A 15618-nucleotide genomic window follows, 5' to 3' on the forward strand; every position below is an offset into this window, starting at 1 on the left:
GATGCCGCATCGGTACTGCACTGCATTGCATGCACGCAGTCACTTGACTAAGAGCATGGACCGGGTCACGTATGGCGAGTACCCCGCAGCGCCACCTCTAGTGGTGCGCGCTCTCCAGGCGTCGCTTGATCTCCTGCACGAGCGCCTGATCGTCCAGGTCTCGCACATCTGCCTCGATGACCACTTCGGTGAGCGACGCCTCCTCTGCCGTTATGGCGCCCGAGGCAACCAGCGCCTCCGCAACGGGTCGGTCGTAAGCGCGAGCGAGCCGAATCGCAATCTCCGGCTTCGGCAACGAGACCGCCGCCTTCCATCGGTAGACGGTCGCCTTGTCGACGCCTGCGGCTGCGGCAACCGCGACCTGTGTGGCGCCTTCGCTGACGCGCTCTACGTACTGCCACCACGACTCGGCCATGCACGACAGCGTATATGCACGCATGCAATGTTTTCCAGCCGCACCGCATCAAATCATTGCGTCCGTGCAGTCTTTGAGTTAGCGTCGTATGCGTCTACGCAGACGCCAGTGAAAGGTGACTGCATCGGTGAAGACCAGCTATGGAGTGATCATGGCAACCCTCGTGTTACGAGCCGACAAGTTCAACGCCTACAGGCGATTGGCGGGCTTGGACACTGATGCCAGCCTCGCTCAGAAAATCGGCGTTGACCCCACGACTGTGTACCGGGTGCTCAACGGCAGGACTGCGATGTCCGCGAAGTTCATTGCAGGGATCGTGCAAATCTTCGGCGCCGACCTCTTCGCGGACCTTTTCGAGATCGTCGCTGACGATCTTGAAGAGATCGCCTGACAATCACATCCGCTCCAGCATGCGGAAGCGGCCCCTATCCGCCAAGACCGAGGCCGCTCCGTGTGCTCCATCGATGCATTCAAGGAGCCACATCATCATGTCACACCCTGCGTTCACCACCACCCTGTCTGCGGACGAACTGGACGTCATCCAGGCAACCGCGGACGTGTGGCGATCGAGGGGATACGGCAGGACCGCAGACAATCTCCTCGCCATCGCTGGTCTTGCCGCCCCTGCCGAGCAGCCTCAGCAAGTCTTCGTTCCGACGCCGCGTCTGGCGCCGGTGACCGACCTCTCCACCTACCGGCACCACCGGCACGGAGGTGCCGCATGAGCACCAAGACTCGCCACAACCATCCGAACCTGCCGTACGGCGCGATGGTCGGCCCCGGCCAGTGCCCCCGCTGCGACGAGCGGCGGACCGAACGCGCCGCCGAAGGTCTCGTCGACCACAACCACGACCGGCTCCCGTTCGGCCGCCGCAAGCCGCCCGGCGAGTGCCCGCGTTGCGACGAGCTCCACAACGGCGCCGACGCGCGGCCCGGACACCAGAACGCGGCCCACCGCGGCCAGGCCGAGGACGCTCGCCGCGCAGCGGAGATCGACCGGCACTTCGCCTCCGATGGCCACCGCAACGGCGGCTGCGGCCCTGTCTGCACCTTCGGCGACTGGTGAGGAGCGACATGGACCCCGCTATCACGCACCAGTGGCCCTTCACCCTCTGGGAGACCGGCCCGGTCAACCCCGCCCACCCGGCGACGCTCATCTACCGCGCCACCACCCCGCACCTGATCGAGATGGCCGTGGAGCACACCGAGTACGACACGGTCACCCGCTACCAGGTCGACCGATCGCTGCTCACGAGAGGCATGGAGCGCAGGGTCGGCGACAACGACGTGACAGTCAGGCCGCACCCCACCGTGAACGGCTGGGTCACCGTCCAACTGCTCGCCTACAGCGGCGCCACCGAGTTCCACGCCGACGCCGTCGTGATCCAGATGTTCCTCGACCACATCGCATTCATCGGCCAAGCCGAGACGTTCGACGTGGACGCGCTCACAGCCCGGCTGCTGGAGGTGACCGCATGAGCCCCGCACAGATGAAGGCCACGCTCGCGAAGGTCGACGCCGACGTACGAGCGAGCATCCAGCACACCGAGAACCTCCGCCGCTCCTCGTCGATCCTCGACCAGCGCTGGGCGTTCGACGAGAGCCGCTGTACCGACTCCCGCTGCTCCAGCGGCTGCTCCTGTGGGAGGACACGGTGACCGCCACCCTGCTCTCCCGCACCCCGGCAGAAGACCTCGCCGCATGGGAGGCGCTCTCCTTCTACGACCGGCACCACCGTATCGACGCGTTCTGGCGGTCACTCGACCCGGCCACTGCGCGGGCACGATTCGCCGCAGCGGTGGATCTGCTGGCCGTCGTCAACGCCGAGCTGGCCGCCCACCAGGTGGCGCTGGACCACTTCCGTGAGCAGTTCGAGGGCTCCCGATGAGACCCGCCCGGCTACCGCACCGCCCCCGCGAAACACCCCGCGGTGGCCGGGCTTCCCACCCGTCCCGGGCTGGGGGCAAGTCCCCAGCCATTCCAGCCCGGGACGGGGCCCAACCACACACCTCACACCCACAGGAGGACGACTTGAGCACCACAGACACGGACCCCATGGCCCGCCACAAGGACTTCTATCCCATCTTCAGCCTCGAAAAGCTGCAGCTGACCATCGCCAAACTCGACGGTTACGAGATGCGCGCCGACACGCCGGTCTTCCTCGCCAGGGACGACGGCAACGAGCCGACCTCGTACACGCCGGCCACCGAACTGCAGGCCACCTGGTGGGACTACTACACCCGATGCGCCGAGAACGACGAGGGAGCGGCGCTCGCGCTGTTCTTTCTCGACCCTGCCGAACACCCCGAAGGCGTGGCTGGCGAGGGCAGCTTCTATCCGATCGGCCGACTCGCCGACCTGCGAGACACGCTCGCCAAACTCGGCGGCCTGCCTGGTGAGACGTTCTCCTACCGCACCGACGACAACAGCAACCACGAGGACTCCTACGAGTCCGCCCACGAGGTGCAGGTCGCGTGGTGGGACGGCCAAGTCCAGTGCGAGCCCGACGCCCAGGGCGCCCGGCAGGCGCTGTTCATCTGGTAGCCCCACGCCCCGCTGATGTTCCGTGAGCCGCCCGACACCTTCCCCTGCCGGGCGGCTGACGAAGTACCAGCCCCCCGAACCTCACTATGAACAGGACCGACTGATGGACCTCGATCTCACGCCCTACCTGCCGCCTGCCTGGGTGGTGTGGCTCGTCGGTGGCGTGTGCGCGTTGAGCGTCACCCTCACCGTGGTGTTCGCCGGGTACGCGATCTGGAAGGGGCGGCCGAGGAGCGCTACGCCGGCGACGCTGGAGGACTGGCTGACCCGGGGCGTGGCCACGATCGCGACCGGCGTGTCCGCAGAAGGCATGTGGCGCTTCACCCGCGATGTGCTCAAGCTTGACGGGCTCCTTCAGGCCGCGCTGTTCGCCTTCATCGAGCTGTCCATGGTGACGGAAGCGGTACGTGCCCGGCGCAACATGCGCGAGCACGGATCCGCCGGCCTCGACGGCATCGCGGTGTGGGCGCTGGCCTGTCTGACCGCCGTGCTGTCCAGCATGGATGCGAAGCAGCCTGCCGAGGCAGTGTTCCGGCTCGCAGCGCCTCTGGTCGCAGCATGGATGTGGGAGCGCGGCATGCGCCTGGAGCGCCGCCGCCAGCGGGGCAAGAAGGGCGTGCATTGGCGGATCACCCCGGAGCGCGTGCTCGTCTGGCTGGGACTTGCCGAAGCCCGTGACCGCACGGCGTCCGAGGTAGACGCGCACCGCCGGCTCAAGCGGGCCGCTAAAGCCGCGAAGAGGGTCCATCAGCTCCGAACCGAAAAGGCTAAGGAACGCAAGGTGACGCGAGCGCTGGCCAAGCGCGACCGGCTCCTCGACCTGGCCACGGAGCACACCGACCTGGCCACCAACCCGCGCACGCAGGGGATCCTGCTGGACCTTCTCCGGACCATGGGCGGCGCCGAGGACCTGTCCGTCATCCTCGCTAGTGCGCGAGCACCGTGGCGCGACCTCGACCACCCGGCCATCACCGGCTCCGTCCGGCACAGCGAGGCGGTTGAGCTGGCCGCGGCGCTCGACCGAAACACGGCGACCCGGCTTCGCGCGGAGGAGCTCGAACCGGTCGCGGAGTACGACCGGTCCGCGACCGAAGCCGCGACCGGTCGCGGCGGCGAGCACAGGCCGCTTGAGGTCGCCGGCGACCTCGTCCCCATCGTTCGCGACAGCCGTTCCTGGCTAACCGCTCTGGTGCCGTGGTCGCGACCAGGCGCGCTTGAGTCCCACGACCACGACGGCGACCAGCTCCCGGTCGTGGAAACGGTCGCCGAACCGGTCGCCAACGGCGCCCCCGACGATGACGTGGACGCGACCGACACGCGACCGGTCGCGGACCGCGAAAAGCCCAATGATCAGGACCGACGCCGCGCCATCCGCTTCTACATCGGCCGCGCCAAGAAGCTCAACCCGCCTTCCAAGCGGGTCCTCGCGAAGTGGACCGGGTTCTCCGAAACGTGGGCGCTCGGCTGCATCCAAGAAGGCCAGCAGCAGATGACCGAACAGGGCTGGACGTTCGACGACCGCGGCACCCCGACGCCGCCTCTTGAGGTCGCGGAACCGGTCGCGACCACCCCCCTTCCCGCGACCGTTAACGGAGACCAGTCATGACCCGCTACCAGGACCCCATCTGTGGCGAGATCCACCTTCTGGAAGACCTCCCCAAGTGCCCCACGCACGGCGTCAACTTCTCGCGCCGTTGCCCGGGCTGCCAGGCCGTAGCCGGCAAGACGCCGTGCGGGAGTGAGCAGTCATGACCAAGGACTGTGCTCTCGCCTCGCAGGTCCTTTCCGCGGTCGGCGACTGGGCATGCGGAGACGGCACGCCCACTCATGACGCCCAGCCCTACCGGGACGTGACCCGCGCCGTTTTCGAGGGCCTGGCCTGGCTGGAGGATCACCAGCCGAGCGGAGCAATGATCGCCCGCGTCGGCATCCACACCGTGAACCTGTACGGGCCCGACGTGCGTGTGCAGGTGTTCTTCGACCTCGAACCAGAAGACGGCCTGTTCGCTGCCAGGATCGCGTTCCTGCGCGGCGACGGTAGCCAGCCCGTCCCCCGCATCACTGACCACGTGGCCGCCCGCCTGACCGCGAGCCTGCACCGGATCACCCTGCCGACGGAGGTGACGAGACTCCCGTACATGCCCGGCGCACGCACAGACCTGGTTGCCTACGGCACCCGCCACCACCTCGGCGGCAGCCTGGCCGCCGCCTACCAGCGGTGCGTGGACGCCGACACCACCGACCGGCCCTTCATCGCCCGCGCCTACCGCGGGCGCCCTAGCGACCGAGACGCCGCCCTCGCGGCAATCGGCCGGCTCCACGTTCCTCACGGCTGGACCGCCCAGCCGAGCCTCGCCTGGATCGGAGGCACCTCATGAACGCCCTCGTCATGGGCTTCCTGCACCTGTTCACCGAAAGGAACCCCTGATGAGCAGATCGTCGTCCGGACGAGACAGCAGCGAGGAGTCGGACGCGTGGGCTGGGGACAGCTTGAACCGCATCGAGATGGTGCAGTCGTTCACCGGCCAACTGCGGCAGCACCTGTCGGCGTACGCCGCCTTCGTGGGCGCTATGCGGCGGGACGCCGAGGCGATGTGGAAGGCGAACCCGCCCGAGGAGTACGGCACCTTCGAGGCGTGGTGGCGCCACCAGCAGGTGGCGGGCCCGTTCGCTGAGATTCAGGAGCATATCGAGGCAGCGGCCAAGCTGACGTTCAAGCTGGAGGCGCGCTACCGAAGGAATCGGCACGAGATCCCGGACCGCCGGCAGGCCGCCGCCGAGGCCAAGGAGCAAGCGGCGCTCACCCGTGGAGACAACCCCGCAATCGGCCCGCCCCCGCGGCAGCAGGGGCGGGCGGCGCCGCGTACACAGCCTGAGCAGGAAGCGAGCTTCATGGACATGGTCCAGCGCGGGAACAAGAGGAGGTCGGCATGAACCGGCCGATGGCCAGCGCAGAGCGGCGTGCGCAGTCCAGCGTGAGCAACAGGAGCCAGCACTGGGAAGTGCGGCGGGAGCAGAACGCCGCGCTTGGCCCGAAGGGCGTTGCTCTCGCCTGGTCTGACCAGGCGCGAGCGATCGCCACGGCTCAGGCCCGCCAAGGCGACCACAGCGGGTGGAGCAACCTTGTGGTGACGCTGCAGACGTTCTGCTCCCGGTTCGCCGTAACCGGTACCCGGCGTGCAGAGAACCAGAGCTACCACTGGGATTTGAGGTTGGCCGCGTTGGAGGGCGCGAGCCTGCGGACCATCGCCTTGGCGTGGTGGGACCGGGCCCGCGCAGTGGCCGGCGACCAGGACGACGACGTGGGTTGGAACGACCTTGCGCTGACGCTCAGCAACTACTGCCAGCACTACAGCGCGTGATGTTCATGTTCATCTTCATCCCGCCGGAATGCGCCTCGCGCGCGCATTATGCGGACGCGCGGACGCGGACGCGCGCGGACGCGTGCGCGCGAGGCTACCGGTCACTTTCCGTCGATGCAAAGAGAGGAGCGGATCATGGCTGACGATGACGCCAACGGCAGGATTTTTCACCTTCGGCCACGCTCGGAGAGCCCTTCCGTGCCGCTCCCGCCGCTGCCTCCCGAGCTCCGCCTCTCTGCATTCCGGGATGTCGGTCCGGGCGAAGAGCAGGACGGCGAACAGTCGGCCCCAGCCGGCCTGTGGCCGACCCTGCCGAGCGTCTCCGACATGCGGCCGCCGGTCGCGTTCTCCATGCCTGCCCTCCCGACCGTCGAGTCCACCGCCGTCGGCGAGGAGGAGGGCGGCTTCGCCCCACCTGCGCCGGAGGATCCCGACAACCCGACCGTGCGGGACACGCTCGCGGTCGCCGTGGCGGTGATGACCGCCCTCGGTGTCGCCGCGGTGAACGGCATGTGGCACCGGGCCCGGCATCGTTCGGCGCTCGCCGACCAGGCCCGCGCTACGGCGGACAAGGCGACCGCCAAGGCGGCTGGTCGCGGCGCATCGAAGGGGGCCACGGGGTCGGAGGGGTCGCTGCTGCGCTCGCTGGGCTCCTCCGGCAAGACCCGGCGTTCGGGCGGCAAGCACCGGCCGCCCAGGGATGCACACAGCAGCTCGCCTCACGGGCCGGGCCGCAACAAGACGAGGCCGTCCGACAGGAAGGCACCGAAGGCCGACCGGGACGGCAAGAAGACTTGGACGGACCCGAGCAAGCAGAAGCGGCGCAAGCGCGGCCCCGGCAAGGAGGGCCTCGGTTCGGACGGCGCCTGCGTCCAGACGCCGAAACCGAAGAAGGCCGGCACCAAGGCGCCCAAGCCCGACGCCAGCAAGAAGACGCCGAAGCTCCAAAAGGCTCCCAAGACGCCCAAGAAGGGCCCGGACAAGCTGCGGTGGAAGGCCCCTAAACGCAGGGACGGCGCCGCAGGACCGAAGGGCTGGACGTCAGGTCGGCCGAAGGGTGCGGGAAAGGGCATGCCGAAACGCAAGGGCCCCGGCAAGACCCGGGCTGGCAAGCTGACGTGGAAGGCGTCGAAGCGTCGACCCGGCGGCGGGAAGGCTACCGCCAGCCGGAAGCGATGGGCTGCCCGCGGCAAGCTCAAGCCGGTCGTCAAGCGCCGCAGGAAGTCGTGGAGCAGGCGGGCGCGGAGAGGCAGCGCCGCGTGGTTGAAGCGTTGGAGAGCCAGCCGCAGGACCGGCGCCAAGAGCCCGAGCAGGGCGCGGGTCAGGATGACCTGGAAGCCGTCCGCAAGCGACTACGTACGGGGGAGGCGCTGGAGCACCAAGCGCACGGAAACCAGCACGTCGGGTTCCCGAAGCTCCCGCACGACGCCTCCGCCTCCTCCACCTCCCGGGTTCGGGAGGATGCGGCCCCCGCCCGGGGCGGACCGGAGAGGCTGGGCCACCGTCGACAGCGTCCGTGTGCATCGCCGACCTCGGCCGCCGCAGGCGAAGTCGGCAGTTCTCGCAGCAGGAACGCTCGCACTCTCGCCTGCGGCTGCGACGAAGGCCGGGCCTGAACCCGAGCCGTCGAGCGCGCGGGAGACCGGGCAGCAGCCCGCGCCGAAGACCGACAACGACGTCAAGCAAGGAGTCCCGGTGGCCGTCCCCCCTCCCCGCCTCGCCGGCGCCGCGATCCCCGTGCACGGTGCGCAGTTCCGCGACGCCGAGTTGACCATCCGCGATGTGACCGAGGCGGGCGAGGAGACGGCGGAGGAGATCCTCGCCGGAGCCGACACGGCCCAGCGCTCCGCCGCCATGTGCGAGGTGCTCGCGGCCCGGCTGGAGGCTCTGCACGCTGAACTGTGCGAGCTGGAGGTGCCCGGCATCCTGATCCCGAACGTCGCGGTCCTCCTCGACAAGGCGCAAGACGTCCGGGGCAAGGCGCTCGCGATCGCCGAAGGGCTGCCGCTCGCGTCGGAGGTCATGAGGATCGCTGCGGCCAACGCTGCCGTCCGCCACCAGCCCACGGCCGATATGACCCGCGACATGGGCCACATCAAGCCGGCCGAGCGGCCCTACCACGAGGAGTAGCAACCCATGACCGAGCTGGTTCACAGCAGCGGCGGCGATCTCGTCCCGGCCAACGGCGGCGACGGTGGCGGCGTCATCTACACGATCGTCCGCTACGCCGTGCTCCGCATGCAGTTCGCCGTCGCCTCCTGGCAGCTCAGCCGGGTGGCCGACCACATCGACGGCACCTTCGACTACATCGAGGAGTGCGCCGACTCGGTCCTCCGCATCGCCGACCAGATGGCCAAGCTGACGGTGGACCCCGACACCACCGGCGAGCACCGCCAGGCCGCCGCCGTCATGAAGGCCATCCTCGCCGACGCCCAGGAGTTGGTGGACGGGAAGCGGGACCTGGCGGTCCTGTTCGAGACGACCTGGAACGCGCACGAGACCGACTACGGCCCCGTCGCCGACACCATCGCGGCCATGCCCGTCCCGATGGCCGAAGCCGAGTTCTACAGCAACCGCTAACCACACCGAGAGGAGGCAGTCGTGACCCGGCCCGCGAAACCCGCACCCCTGGCGCCCATCGACGTGCAGGTGCCGGAGTGGCCCGTCTTCGAGCGTGCCCGCGGCTGCTTCGCAGTCGTCAGCGATGTAGCCGGGCGGGCGGCCACCCTCGCCGGCGCCTGCGCGGCGGCGGGCGGCTTGTTCACCAGCAACCTGACCGGCTACTCGCTGATCGCTGACGCGGTGTGCACCCTGGGCGGCCTGTGGACGCTGCGGCTGTGGCGGCAGGACGGCCAGCAGAAGACGGTCGCGACGGTGCTGTACCTGATGCCCGGGGTCAGCCTGGCCGGCCTGCTTCTCGGCGAGTACGTCATCCCCGGCATCAGCCCTGTCGAGGCTGGGGGGCTGCTCCTGTGGATCGTGGGCACGTGGGTGGCGCGGCCTGCCGAAACCGCCCGCCGCATGCTCTGGCCGGCACTGACCCAAGCCGCCGCGGTGTCGTCCGCCGAGTTGGCCACGGTCGAAGACGAGGCGGGAATCGTCTCCCAGGACCCGGTAGCCCAGTGGTGGGCGGCCAAGGCCGCCATCGAGGACGGCGTCGCCTCCGGCACCGCTCTCGATGACATCCAGAGGACCGGCGAGAGGTCCATGCGCGCCATCATCCGGTCCACCATCCCGGGCAAGCCGGTTCCGAGCATCTCCGTCCGGGATCTGTCGGCCCTCACCGACATTCCCGAGGACGAGATCGCGATCGACCCGGTTCCTGGCCGGGGCGCGGGCGTCCGTCTCCTGACCATGGGCAAGCCCGACCCGGGCAAGGACGACCTGAAGAAGGTGTGGGAGAAGACCATCGCCCCGAAGGCGATGCCCGGAACCCGCCTCGTGGGTGTCCGCGTCGGCAAACCCGCCGTCGCCAAACAAGCCACCGAAAAGAGCGACTCGTGACCGCGCTCGCCGCCCTCGACGACGTCATCGAACTGGAGGTGGAAACCGACCCAGGCGACGTCCTCCACTACAACCTGAAGAACTTGTGCTCCGCGCTGGACATCACCGACCCCACTCGCGTCGCCGTGGACACCGACGGGCTGCGCCGGGCCCTCATCACGATCTACCCGAGCAACCCGCTCGCGGTTGTCCGAGCAGCGACCCGCCAAGACCTGACGATGGACCGGTGGGGCCGGATCACGATCGGCTACCACCACAACGGCAAGCCCTGCAAGAAGCGCCTGTTCGACCCCATCACCGGCTCGGCACAGCGGTTTCTGCTCTTCGGCACGACCGGGGCCGGGAAAAGCAGGGCGGTACAACAGGACCTGATCGCCGAAAAGATCAACGGCATTTGCTCGTTCCTGTGCGACCTCAAGGAAGGCCAGAGCGTCCCCGAGGCCAAGACGCAGGTTGCCCTGTACGGCGACAGCCAGGAGATGGCGATCCTGCTCTTGATCGCCGCCGTCAATGTGGCCCACGCCCGCATGAAGCGCTACAGCCGGATGGGCCGCAACTCATTCGTGCTCGGCGAGGACCCGCTGTTGCACGTGACCCTCGACGAGGTCAACCGGCTGCTTGAGAAGGGTGCGCCATACAGGGCCATCGCCACCCGCCTCATCAAGGAGCTGGGGCGGACCGGCCGATCCGTGGGCGTCGGCATCCGGCTCGCCGCCCAAGCGTCCCACCTGGAGGAGTTGGGCGGGAGCGACACGCTGAGGGCGATGATGAAAGAGGGCGAAGTGGTCCTGCTCAGGTGGTCGTCGTCCATCATGAAGCAGCTCGTGGCGGACGGTCTGCTGCCGACCGGTGAGCAGCTCCTGCCCATCCCCAAAAACCTCGCCAAGAAGGTCCTCCGCTCACAGTTCGACGCCGCGTGGGAGGACGACCTCGACGAAGGCGCGCCCGGCACGCAGGGCATGGCCTACCACCTGAGCAGCGACAACCCCACCTCGCAGATGCGCCACCTGCGCGTCGGCAGCATCGCCCCCACCCGCGGCCTGGACCCCGAGATCCTGGCGCTCTACGGCGACGAGCCACCCACCGAACTGGGCGAAGCCGACGGGGAGGCCGCCGGCGACGTGTGGGCCTACCGGCACGACCCCGACATGCTCCGCGCCCTGTGCGAGGCCTTCCGCGAGGAGTTCCTCCTGAGCCAGCAGGGCGGCAAGAGCGGCGGCGGGGTCGACCTCGACGAGCTGGACGACGACGGCCCCGCCCCTGCCCGGCCGACCACCATCAGCGACCGCATCGTGGCCGCCATGCGCGAAGCCGAAGGGCCCGTAGGTGCTGAGGAGATCTTGGATCTGGTCAACGCCGACGGCGGCAAGGAAGTCAAGCTTGGGCCGGTCCGCAACCAGCTCAAGCCCCTCGCCGACAAGGGGCGCATCGCCCGCGTCGGGCACGGCCTGTACGCCCCGGCCCACTAGCAACCCATGGACCATCCCCCAAGGAGACCAAAATGAAGATCGGCGCCCTACTCATCGGCATGTTCGCCTTAGCCATCAGCGCGGCCAGCCCGGCGCTGCTGATCGTCGGCGGCGCCCTGGTGGCCGCTCTCGCATGTGCCACCATTGTGGGCCTTGCGCTGCTGGACGGGAGGCCGCCCGCGCTGCACGTGTGCGTGCTCGCGTTCGGCTACGACCGGACGCCCGCTCCCGAGGCAGGGCGGTAGCCATGAGCGAGGTCTTCGAGCTGCACATCGTCGACGCCGGCGGCCGGGTGTGCACTGTGTCGATCTGGGACGACCACGCCGCCAGCAACGGCCTGCCCGTCGACTGTGCCCGGCTGCAGCGCGAGGTCGACAACCTCACCGTCATGGCTGGCGACGTCGGCGTCCTCTACACCTATCCGACGCCGCAGCTCCGTGACCAGACCATGGCCTGGCTCGCCAACATCAAACCCACCGCCCACGAAGGGAGCACCATGACCGAGACCGCGGCGCCGGAGGCGACACTGCGCATGATGGCGTTGGCCGGCGATCTGGGGCTGACGGAGGCCGACCTGATCCATCTGCCACACCAGCTCGCGGCGGAGATCGCCGAGGGCTGCATCTGGGATGGCGAGCAGCACAGCGTCGTGAACGACCCGGACTGGCACGCCATCTTCCGCGCCGAGGCCGACATCGCCGTGGCGGCCGGGTTGGAGGGCGTCATCGCCTACCTGCTCTGCCAGTTCTGGGAGGAGGGCGTGGAGAGGGTACTCCGCAACCCGCCGAACGCTGACCGGTCTCCCGAGGATGTTGCTCAACGGGTCCGGCTCCGGCTGCGAGCCGACGCCACCTTCCTGTAGCGGATGCCACTGCTGATCTCTGACGCCCGCACCCCGCCTGGGGGTGTCCACATATGCGCCCCGGCCGAATCCCTGCGGCCGGGGCGCTTTTATGTCCGCGTTACGAGCTGCATGTCCGTTTCGGCTAGCCTGTTCGCGTGGCAACATGGCGCGGACCCGACGGCATCGAGGTCGAGGTCGTCGTGCTGGACAAGCGCCCGTGCTTGCGCGTCACGCAGGTTGTGAACGACCGCCGCTTCTACGAGGCGGACTGCTTCAACCTCCACCAGCTCGCCGAGTACGTCGACTTGGCCGACCTCTGCGAAGTGATCGCTTTTCCTGACGGGTCAGCCTCTCGCCGCCTCAGACGGTGACGGCCGTCCGCGGGCTGATCGCCTTGGAAAGTTGCCGTACGCCGGCCACCCGGGGGTGCTGTTTCACCAGCTCGGCGGCGATCGTCCGGATTGATGGCCTGTCGGTCACCTCGGCCGGCGCATGCCCGTACGCCGCCAGCAACTCCGCAGCGGTCTCCTCGGGCTTACCCCACTGCCACCAGGCGCGGGCGAGGTCGGTGTGCAGTCGCCCGCGCCGCTCAGGCGTCCGGTACATGTCGTCCCGCAGGCCCCGAGCGGCGTACAGGGCCGTCCCGGCATCACCCAAGGCGTAGTGGATGTCGACACGATAGAGCCGCGCGAACGGCGCGGCGGTCGGCTGCATCGCCGGTATCCGGGCGGCGGCACGCTCAGCCTCTCCGATCCCCTCCAGGGCCCTTGCGCGGTCCCCCGCCCAGGCGTAGGTGTACGCCCTCGCGGACAGCAACCGCAGGTACAGGGCGGCCTGGGCGGTCGTGCTCAGCCCGGTCGCCTCCAGATTGTCGATCCCCCGAGACATCACCGCCGCAGCGGTGGCGGGGCGCCCTTCGCTGCGCAGCATCATGCCCAGCGTCCGATCCGAGGCGGCCGCGGCCACCGGGTCGCCGGACCGGGCGGCGTACAGCACCGCCCGATCGGCGGTGATCCGGGCGGACGGCTTGGAGCCGACCTTGGAGAGGGTGTCGGTGGCCAGACGATAGGTCGCCGAGACGAGCGCCCATCCCGCAGGGGTGTCGGCTTGCTCGGCCGCCGCGGTTGCCGATGCGAGCAAGCCAGGCAAAGCGGCCACCAGGTCGGCGAGTTCGCTGCGGTCGAACTGGCGCCGCGCTGCCCGTAGCCGCGCGGCGGCCTGCGCCAGCTCGGCGGAGTCTGATCGTGGGGGCACCGCCAGGGCGTCATCGACGCGTTGGAGTGCCGCCAGTGGGATGCTCAGCCCGGCTGCGAGTACGGTGCGACGCCGCATTGAATTGATCCCCTCGCCGTCATAACTTCCACCATTTACTGTAACCGCGCCGTCGCGGCGCGTAACAGACCTCGGATGCCGTGGCGTTTCTGCGGGCGCCGAGGCTGTCGCGGCGCCGGGGCGCAACTGATTCGGCGACATGCCGTACAGGCGGCACAGCATGTGCTCGTAGTCGCGTGACATGGCCACAGTGCCGTGTTCCCACCGGCAAAGCATCGCCGTGGTGACCGGCGGTGTAGGCCGCCCCTCGGCCTCGTACAGGGCCAGGAACGCGGCTAACGCCTGTGGCCGGGACCAGCCGCGCGCCCACCGCCACGCCTCCAGCGGCAGGATGTCCGGCAGCAGCTGAAGAATGGCCGCGGCTACTTGCCCCGCCCCCATGCCCTGATCCACGCATGCCCGGCGGATGGCCTGGGCCTGGCGAGCCAGGTCAGCCCGTTGTGCTCGACTCATAGCGACCACGAGCTCAGCGTACGTCCGGCTCCGCCTGGGGCACATTGACGCCGCGGCAATGCGTCGGATGCCCGGCATTGATGTTCCGCGAGCAGGACGCGACCGTGTGAGCGCGCCGAATCATCACCGAAACGCCCGCGGACATGGCAGTGTGCGATCCGCCAACTCCGCGGCCAGTCCCGAGAGGTGCCGCGGATGACCCGAGGGGAGCGCCATGAAGAACCTCGTCGCCCGGCTGTGGCGGCTGATCCGCGGCCCACTTCAGTGGCGTGTGCTGTGGCTGTGGCACGCCAAATTCATGGTCGGCGTGACTGGTGTCGTCCGCGACGAGGAGGGGCACGTGCTCCTCCTGCGGCACCGCATGTGGCCCCCAGACCGGCAGTGGGGATGCCCGACCGGCTACGCCAACAAGGGCGAAACATTCGAGGACACCATCGTCCGTGAGGTGCACGAGGAGACCGGCCTGCACGTCAAGGCAGGGCGCCTCATCCATCTCAAGAGCGGATACAAGCTGCGGGTGGAAGTGGCCTACGAGGCCGTGTTCATCGGCGGCACACTCAAGATCGATCCTGCTGAAATCCTGGAGGCGAAGTGGTTTTCGCCGCACCAACTCCCCGATGGGCTGCAGGAGTCACACAGGCTCCTGATCCAGCAGACCGCCAAACCGTAAGACCCGCCCGCCCGGCAGCATGCCTGGCCCCCAACGAGCACCTCGCCGGAGACACCGCCGATCAGGCCGCGCTCCTGGACCAGCTCGCCGCCTACCGGGCGACCGCCGCACTGCACCAGTCCCACCCCGGCATGCACTGGTCGCTCCTGCCGTGGCTGCTCGACCGCCTCGGTGGCGACGCCTGGGATGTCTTTCACGCTGGGTTCGGCGCGATGGCCACCCGGTACGAGGCTCTGGGCCTGGACCAGTTGCTGCCGATCGACCGGGTGTGGGTGGGCGTCCGCTCAACCCGCGACGGCGCCTTCGGCGGATTCCACCACCCTGACCAGGGGTACCGCCACCTGCAGATGGGGGCGGTAGTCACCCGCTACGGCGACCTGTACTCCCCGGCGATCCCCTCCGCGGGGCTGGTCGCGCTGGACCTGCTGCGCGCCTACGCCCACGACTGCCTCCACTACGGCTCCCACCGCGAGTACGGGCTGCAAGGCGGTGAGGTGGTCCGCACCCAGTACGGCTTCAACCGGCGCACCACAGCCGGCCGCTCCTACTCGGCACCCGACCCTAAAGGGGCGGCCACGACCCGTAACCTCGGCGTCATCATGGAGGGCGCCACCGACCGGGAGGCCGCCGCCATCGCCCGCCACGCCGCCCACCACCTCGGGATCCCCATCCCCGACGGGACAGACCAGTTCGCGTTCCTCGACGCCACCGGCCAGCTCACCTGCGAGACTCTCAGCCGCCTTCCCCGACACGGGCCGGGCGCCGGCACCCCTCCCACCGCAGACAGGTTCCTGGCCGCTATGGGCTCCTACGCCCGGTCGGTGAATGGGCGCTACCGCGCCTTCCTCGGCGAGATCGGCGAGCGGGAATCCGACGAACTCCACGTCCAGATCACAACGGCGATGATCAGCGGATCCGTCGCGTCCCTGTCGGCGTGGCTCGACATCAAGCGCGGCCCCGGCGCATTCGCTGCTCTGTTCAGGGCCGCCTCCTACGACGGGCCCGAACCCGACGGCGCGGCCTAG

General features: G+C 69.1%; 21 protein-coding genes. 19 read left to right on the top strand and 2 right to left on the bottom strand.

All coding sequences use genetic code 11. The features are described from left to right. Positions 1-97: 97 nt before the first annotated feature. Positions 98-415, bottom strand: a complete 318-nt coding sequence (locus tag KME78_RS47305; RefSeq protein ID WP_219536538.1) for a helix-turn-helix domain-containing protein — start codon at positions 413-415, stop codon at positions 98-100. A gap of 151 nt (positions 416-566) precedes the next feature. Between KME78_RS47305 and KME78_RS47310 the strand changes: the two genes are divergently transcribed. The 17 genes from KME78_RS47310 to KME78_RS47390 all read left to right on the top strand — a co-directional run bounded on the left by KME78_RS47310 (position 567) and on the right by KME78_RS47390 (position 12509). Continuing rightward, on the top strand, positions 567-806 hold the full coding sequence (locus KME78_RS47310) for a helix-turn-helix domain-containing protein (protein WP_219536539.1): 240 nt from the start codon (positions 567-569) through the stop codon (positions 804-806). A gap of 330 nt (positions 807-1136) precedes the next feature. Then, the gene (locus KME78_RS47315) at positions 1137-1481 is read left to right on the top strand and encodes a hypothetical protein (RefSeq protein WP_219536540.1); all 345 of its coding nucleotides are present in this window, start codon (positions 1137-1139) and stop codon (positions 1479-1481) included. 8 nt (positions 1482-1489) lie between these two features. After that, a complete protein-coding gene (locus KME78_RS47320; protein ID WP_219536541.1) occupies positions 1490-1894 on the top strand; it encodes an SsgA family sporulation/cell division regulator in 405 nt (134 codons plus the stop codon). After that, positions 1891-2073 (top strand): hypothetical protein, encoded by a 183-nt coding sequence (locus KME78_RS47325; RefSeq protein WP_219536542.1) that lies wholly within the window; start codon positions 1891-1893, stop codon positions 2071-2073. Before KME78_RS47320 ends, KME78_RS47325 begins: the two co-directional genes overlap by 4 nt. Then, positions 2070-2303, top strand: coding sequence for a hypothetical protein (locus tag KME78_RS47330; protein ID WP_219536543.1), 234 nt, complete (start codon positions 2070-2072; stop codon positions 2301-2303). Before KME78_RS47325 ends, KME78_RS47330 begins: the two co-directional genes overlap by 4 nt. A 143-nt stretch (positions 2304-2446) precedes the next feature. Further along, positions 2447-2959, top strand: coding sequence for a hypothetical protein (locus KME78_RS47335; RefSeq protein ID WP_219536544.1), 513 nt, complete (start codon positions 2447-2449; stop codon positions 2957-2959). A gap of 103 nt (positions 2960-3062) precedes the next feature. Further along, positions 3063-4565, top strand: coding sequence for a hypothetical protein (locus KME78_RS47340; RefSeq protein ID WP_219536545.1), 1503 nt, complete (start codon positions 3063-3065; stop codon positions 4563-4565). 142 nt (positions 4566-4707) lie between these two features. Beyond that, positions 4708-5337: a hypothetical protein gene (locus tag KME78_RS47345; RefSeq protein ID WP_219536546.1), complete on the top strand. Its 630-nt coding sequence runs from the start codon at positions 4708-4710 to the stop codon at positions 5335-5337. Between the two features lie 49 nt (positions 5338-5386). Beyond that, on the top strand, positions 5387-5893 hold the full coding sequence (locus KME78_RS47350) for a hypothetical protein (protein WP_219536547.1): 507 nt from the start codon (positions 5387-5389) through the stop codon (positions 5891-5893). Further along, positions 5890-6321, top strand: a complete 432-nt coding sequence (locus KME78_RS47355; protein ID WP_219536548.1) for a hypothetical protein — start codon at positions 5890-5892, stop codon at positions 6319-6321. Before KME78_RS47350 ends, KME78_RS47355 begins: the two co-directional genes overlap by 4 nt. Positions 6322-6456: 135 nt before the next feature. After that, positions 6457-8451, top strand: a complete 1995-nt coding sequence (locus KME78_RS47360) for a hypothetical protein (RefSeq protein ID WP_219536549.1) — start codon at positions 6457-6459, stop codon at positions 8449-8451. Positions 8452-8457: 6 nt separating this feature from the next. Then, on the top strand, positions 8458-8901 hold the full coding sequence (locus KME78_RS47365) for a hypothetical protein (RefSeq protein ID WP_219536550.1): 444 nt from the start codon (positions 8458-8460) through the stop codon (positions 8899-8901). 21 nt (positions 8902-8922) lie between these two features. Beyond that, positions 8923-9825, top strand: a complete 903-nt coding sequence (locus KME78_RS47370; RefSeq protein WP_219536551.1) for a hypothetical protein — start codon at positions 8923-8925, stop codon at positions 9823-9825. Continuing rightward, a complete protein-coding gene (locus KME78_RS47375) occupies positions 9822-11294 on the top strand; it encodes a hypothetical protein (protein ID WP_219536552.1) in 1473 nt (490 codons plus the stop codon). Before KME78_RS47370 ends, KME78_RS47375 begins: the two co-directional genes overlap by 4 nt. A gap of 32 nt (positions 11295-11326) precedes the next feature. Beyond that, on the top strand, positions 11327-11539 hold the full coding sequence (locus KME78_RS47380) for a hypothetical protein (RefSeq protein ID WP_219536553.1): 213 nt from the start codon (positions 11327-11329) through the stop codon (positions 11537-11539). 2 nt (positions 11540-11541) lie between these two features. After that, positions 11542-12156: a hypothetical protein gene (locus KME78_RS47385; RefSeq protein WP_219536554.1), complete on the top strand. Its 615-nt coding sequence runs from the start codon at positions 11542-11544 to the stop codon at positions 12154-12156. Positions 12157-12293: 137 nt separating this feature from the next. Further along, a complete protein-coding gene (locus KME78_RS47390) occupies positions 12294-12509 on the top strand; it encodes a transposase (RefSeq protein ID WP_219536555.1) in 216 nt (71 codons plus the stop codon). Here the strand turns inward: KME78_RS47390 and KME78_RS47395 are convergent. Next, positions 12499-13923: a hypothetical protein gene (locus KME78_RS47395; RefSeq protein WP_219536556.1), complete on the bottom strand. Its 1425-nt coding sequence runs from the start codon at positions 13921-13923 to the stop codon at positions 12499-12501. The two genes, KME78_RS47390 and KME78_RS47395, sit on opposite strands and share 11 nt — an antisense overlap. A gap of 214 nt (positions 13924-14137) precedes the next feature. Here KME78_RS47395 and KME78_RS47400 point away from each other — a divergent pair, with 214 nt between their 5' ends. Together KME78_RS47400 and KME78_RS47405 are read left to right on the top strand one after the other, a co-directional pair. After that, on the top strand, positions 14138-14593 hold the full coding sequence (locus tag KME78_RS47400; protein WP_219536557.1) for an NUDIX domain-containing protein: 456 nt from the start codon (positions 14138-14140) through the stop codon (positions 14591-14593). A 131-nt stretch (positions 14594-14724) separates the two neighbouring features. Continuing rightward, the gene (locus KME78_RS47405) at positions 14725-15618 is read left to right on the top strand and encodes a hypothetical protein (RefSeq protein ID WP_219536558.1); all 894 of its coding nucleotides are present in this window, start codon (positions 14725-14727) and stop codon (positions 15616-15618) included.

Origin of the sequence: Nonomuraea guangzhouensis (assembly GCF_019396345.1) — a bacterium.
Taxonomy (GTDB): Bacteria; Actinomycetota; Actinomycetes; order Streptosporangiales; family Streptosporangiaceae; genus Nonomuraea; species Nonomuraea guangzhouensis.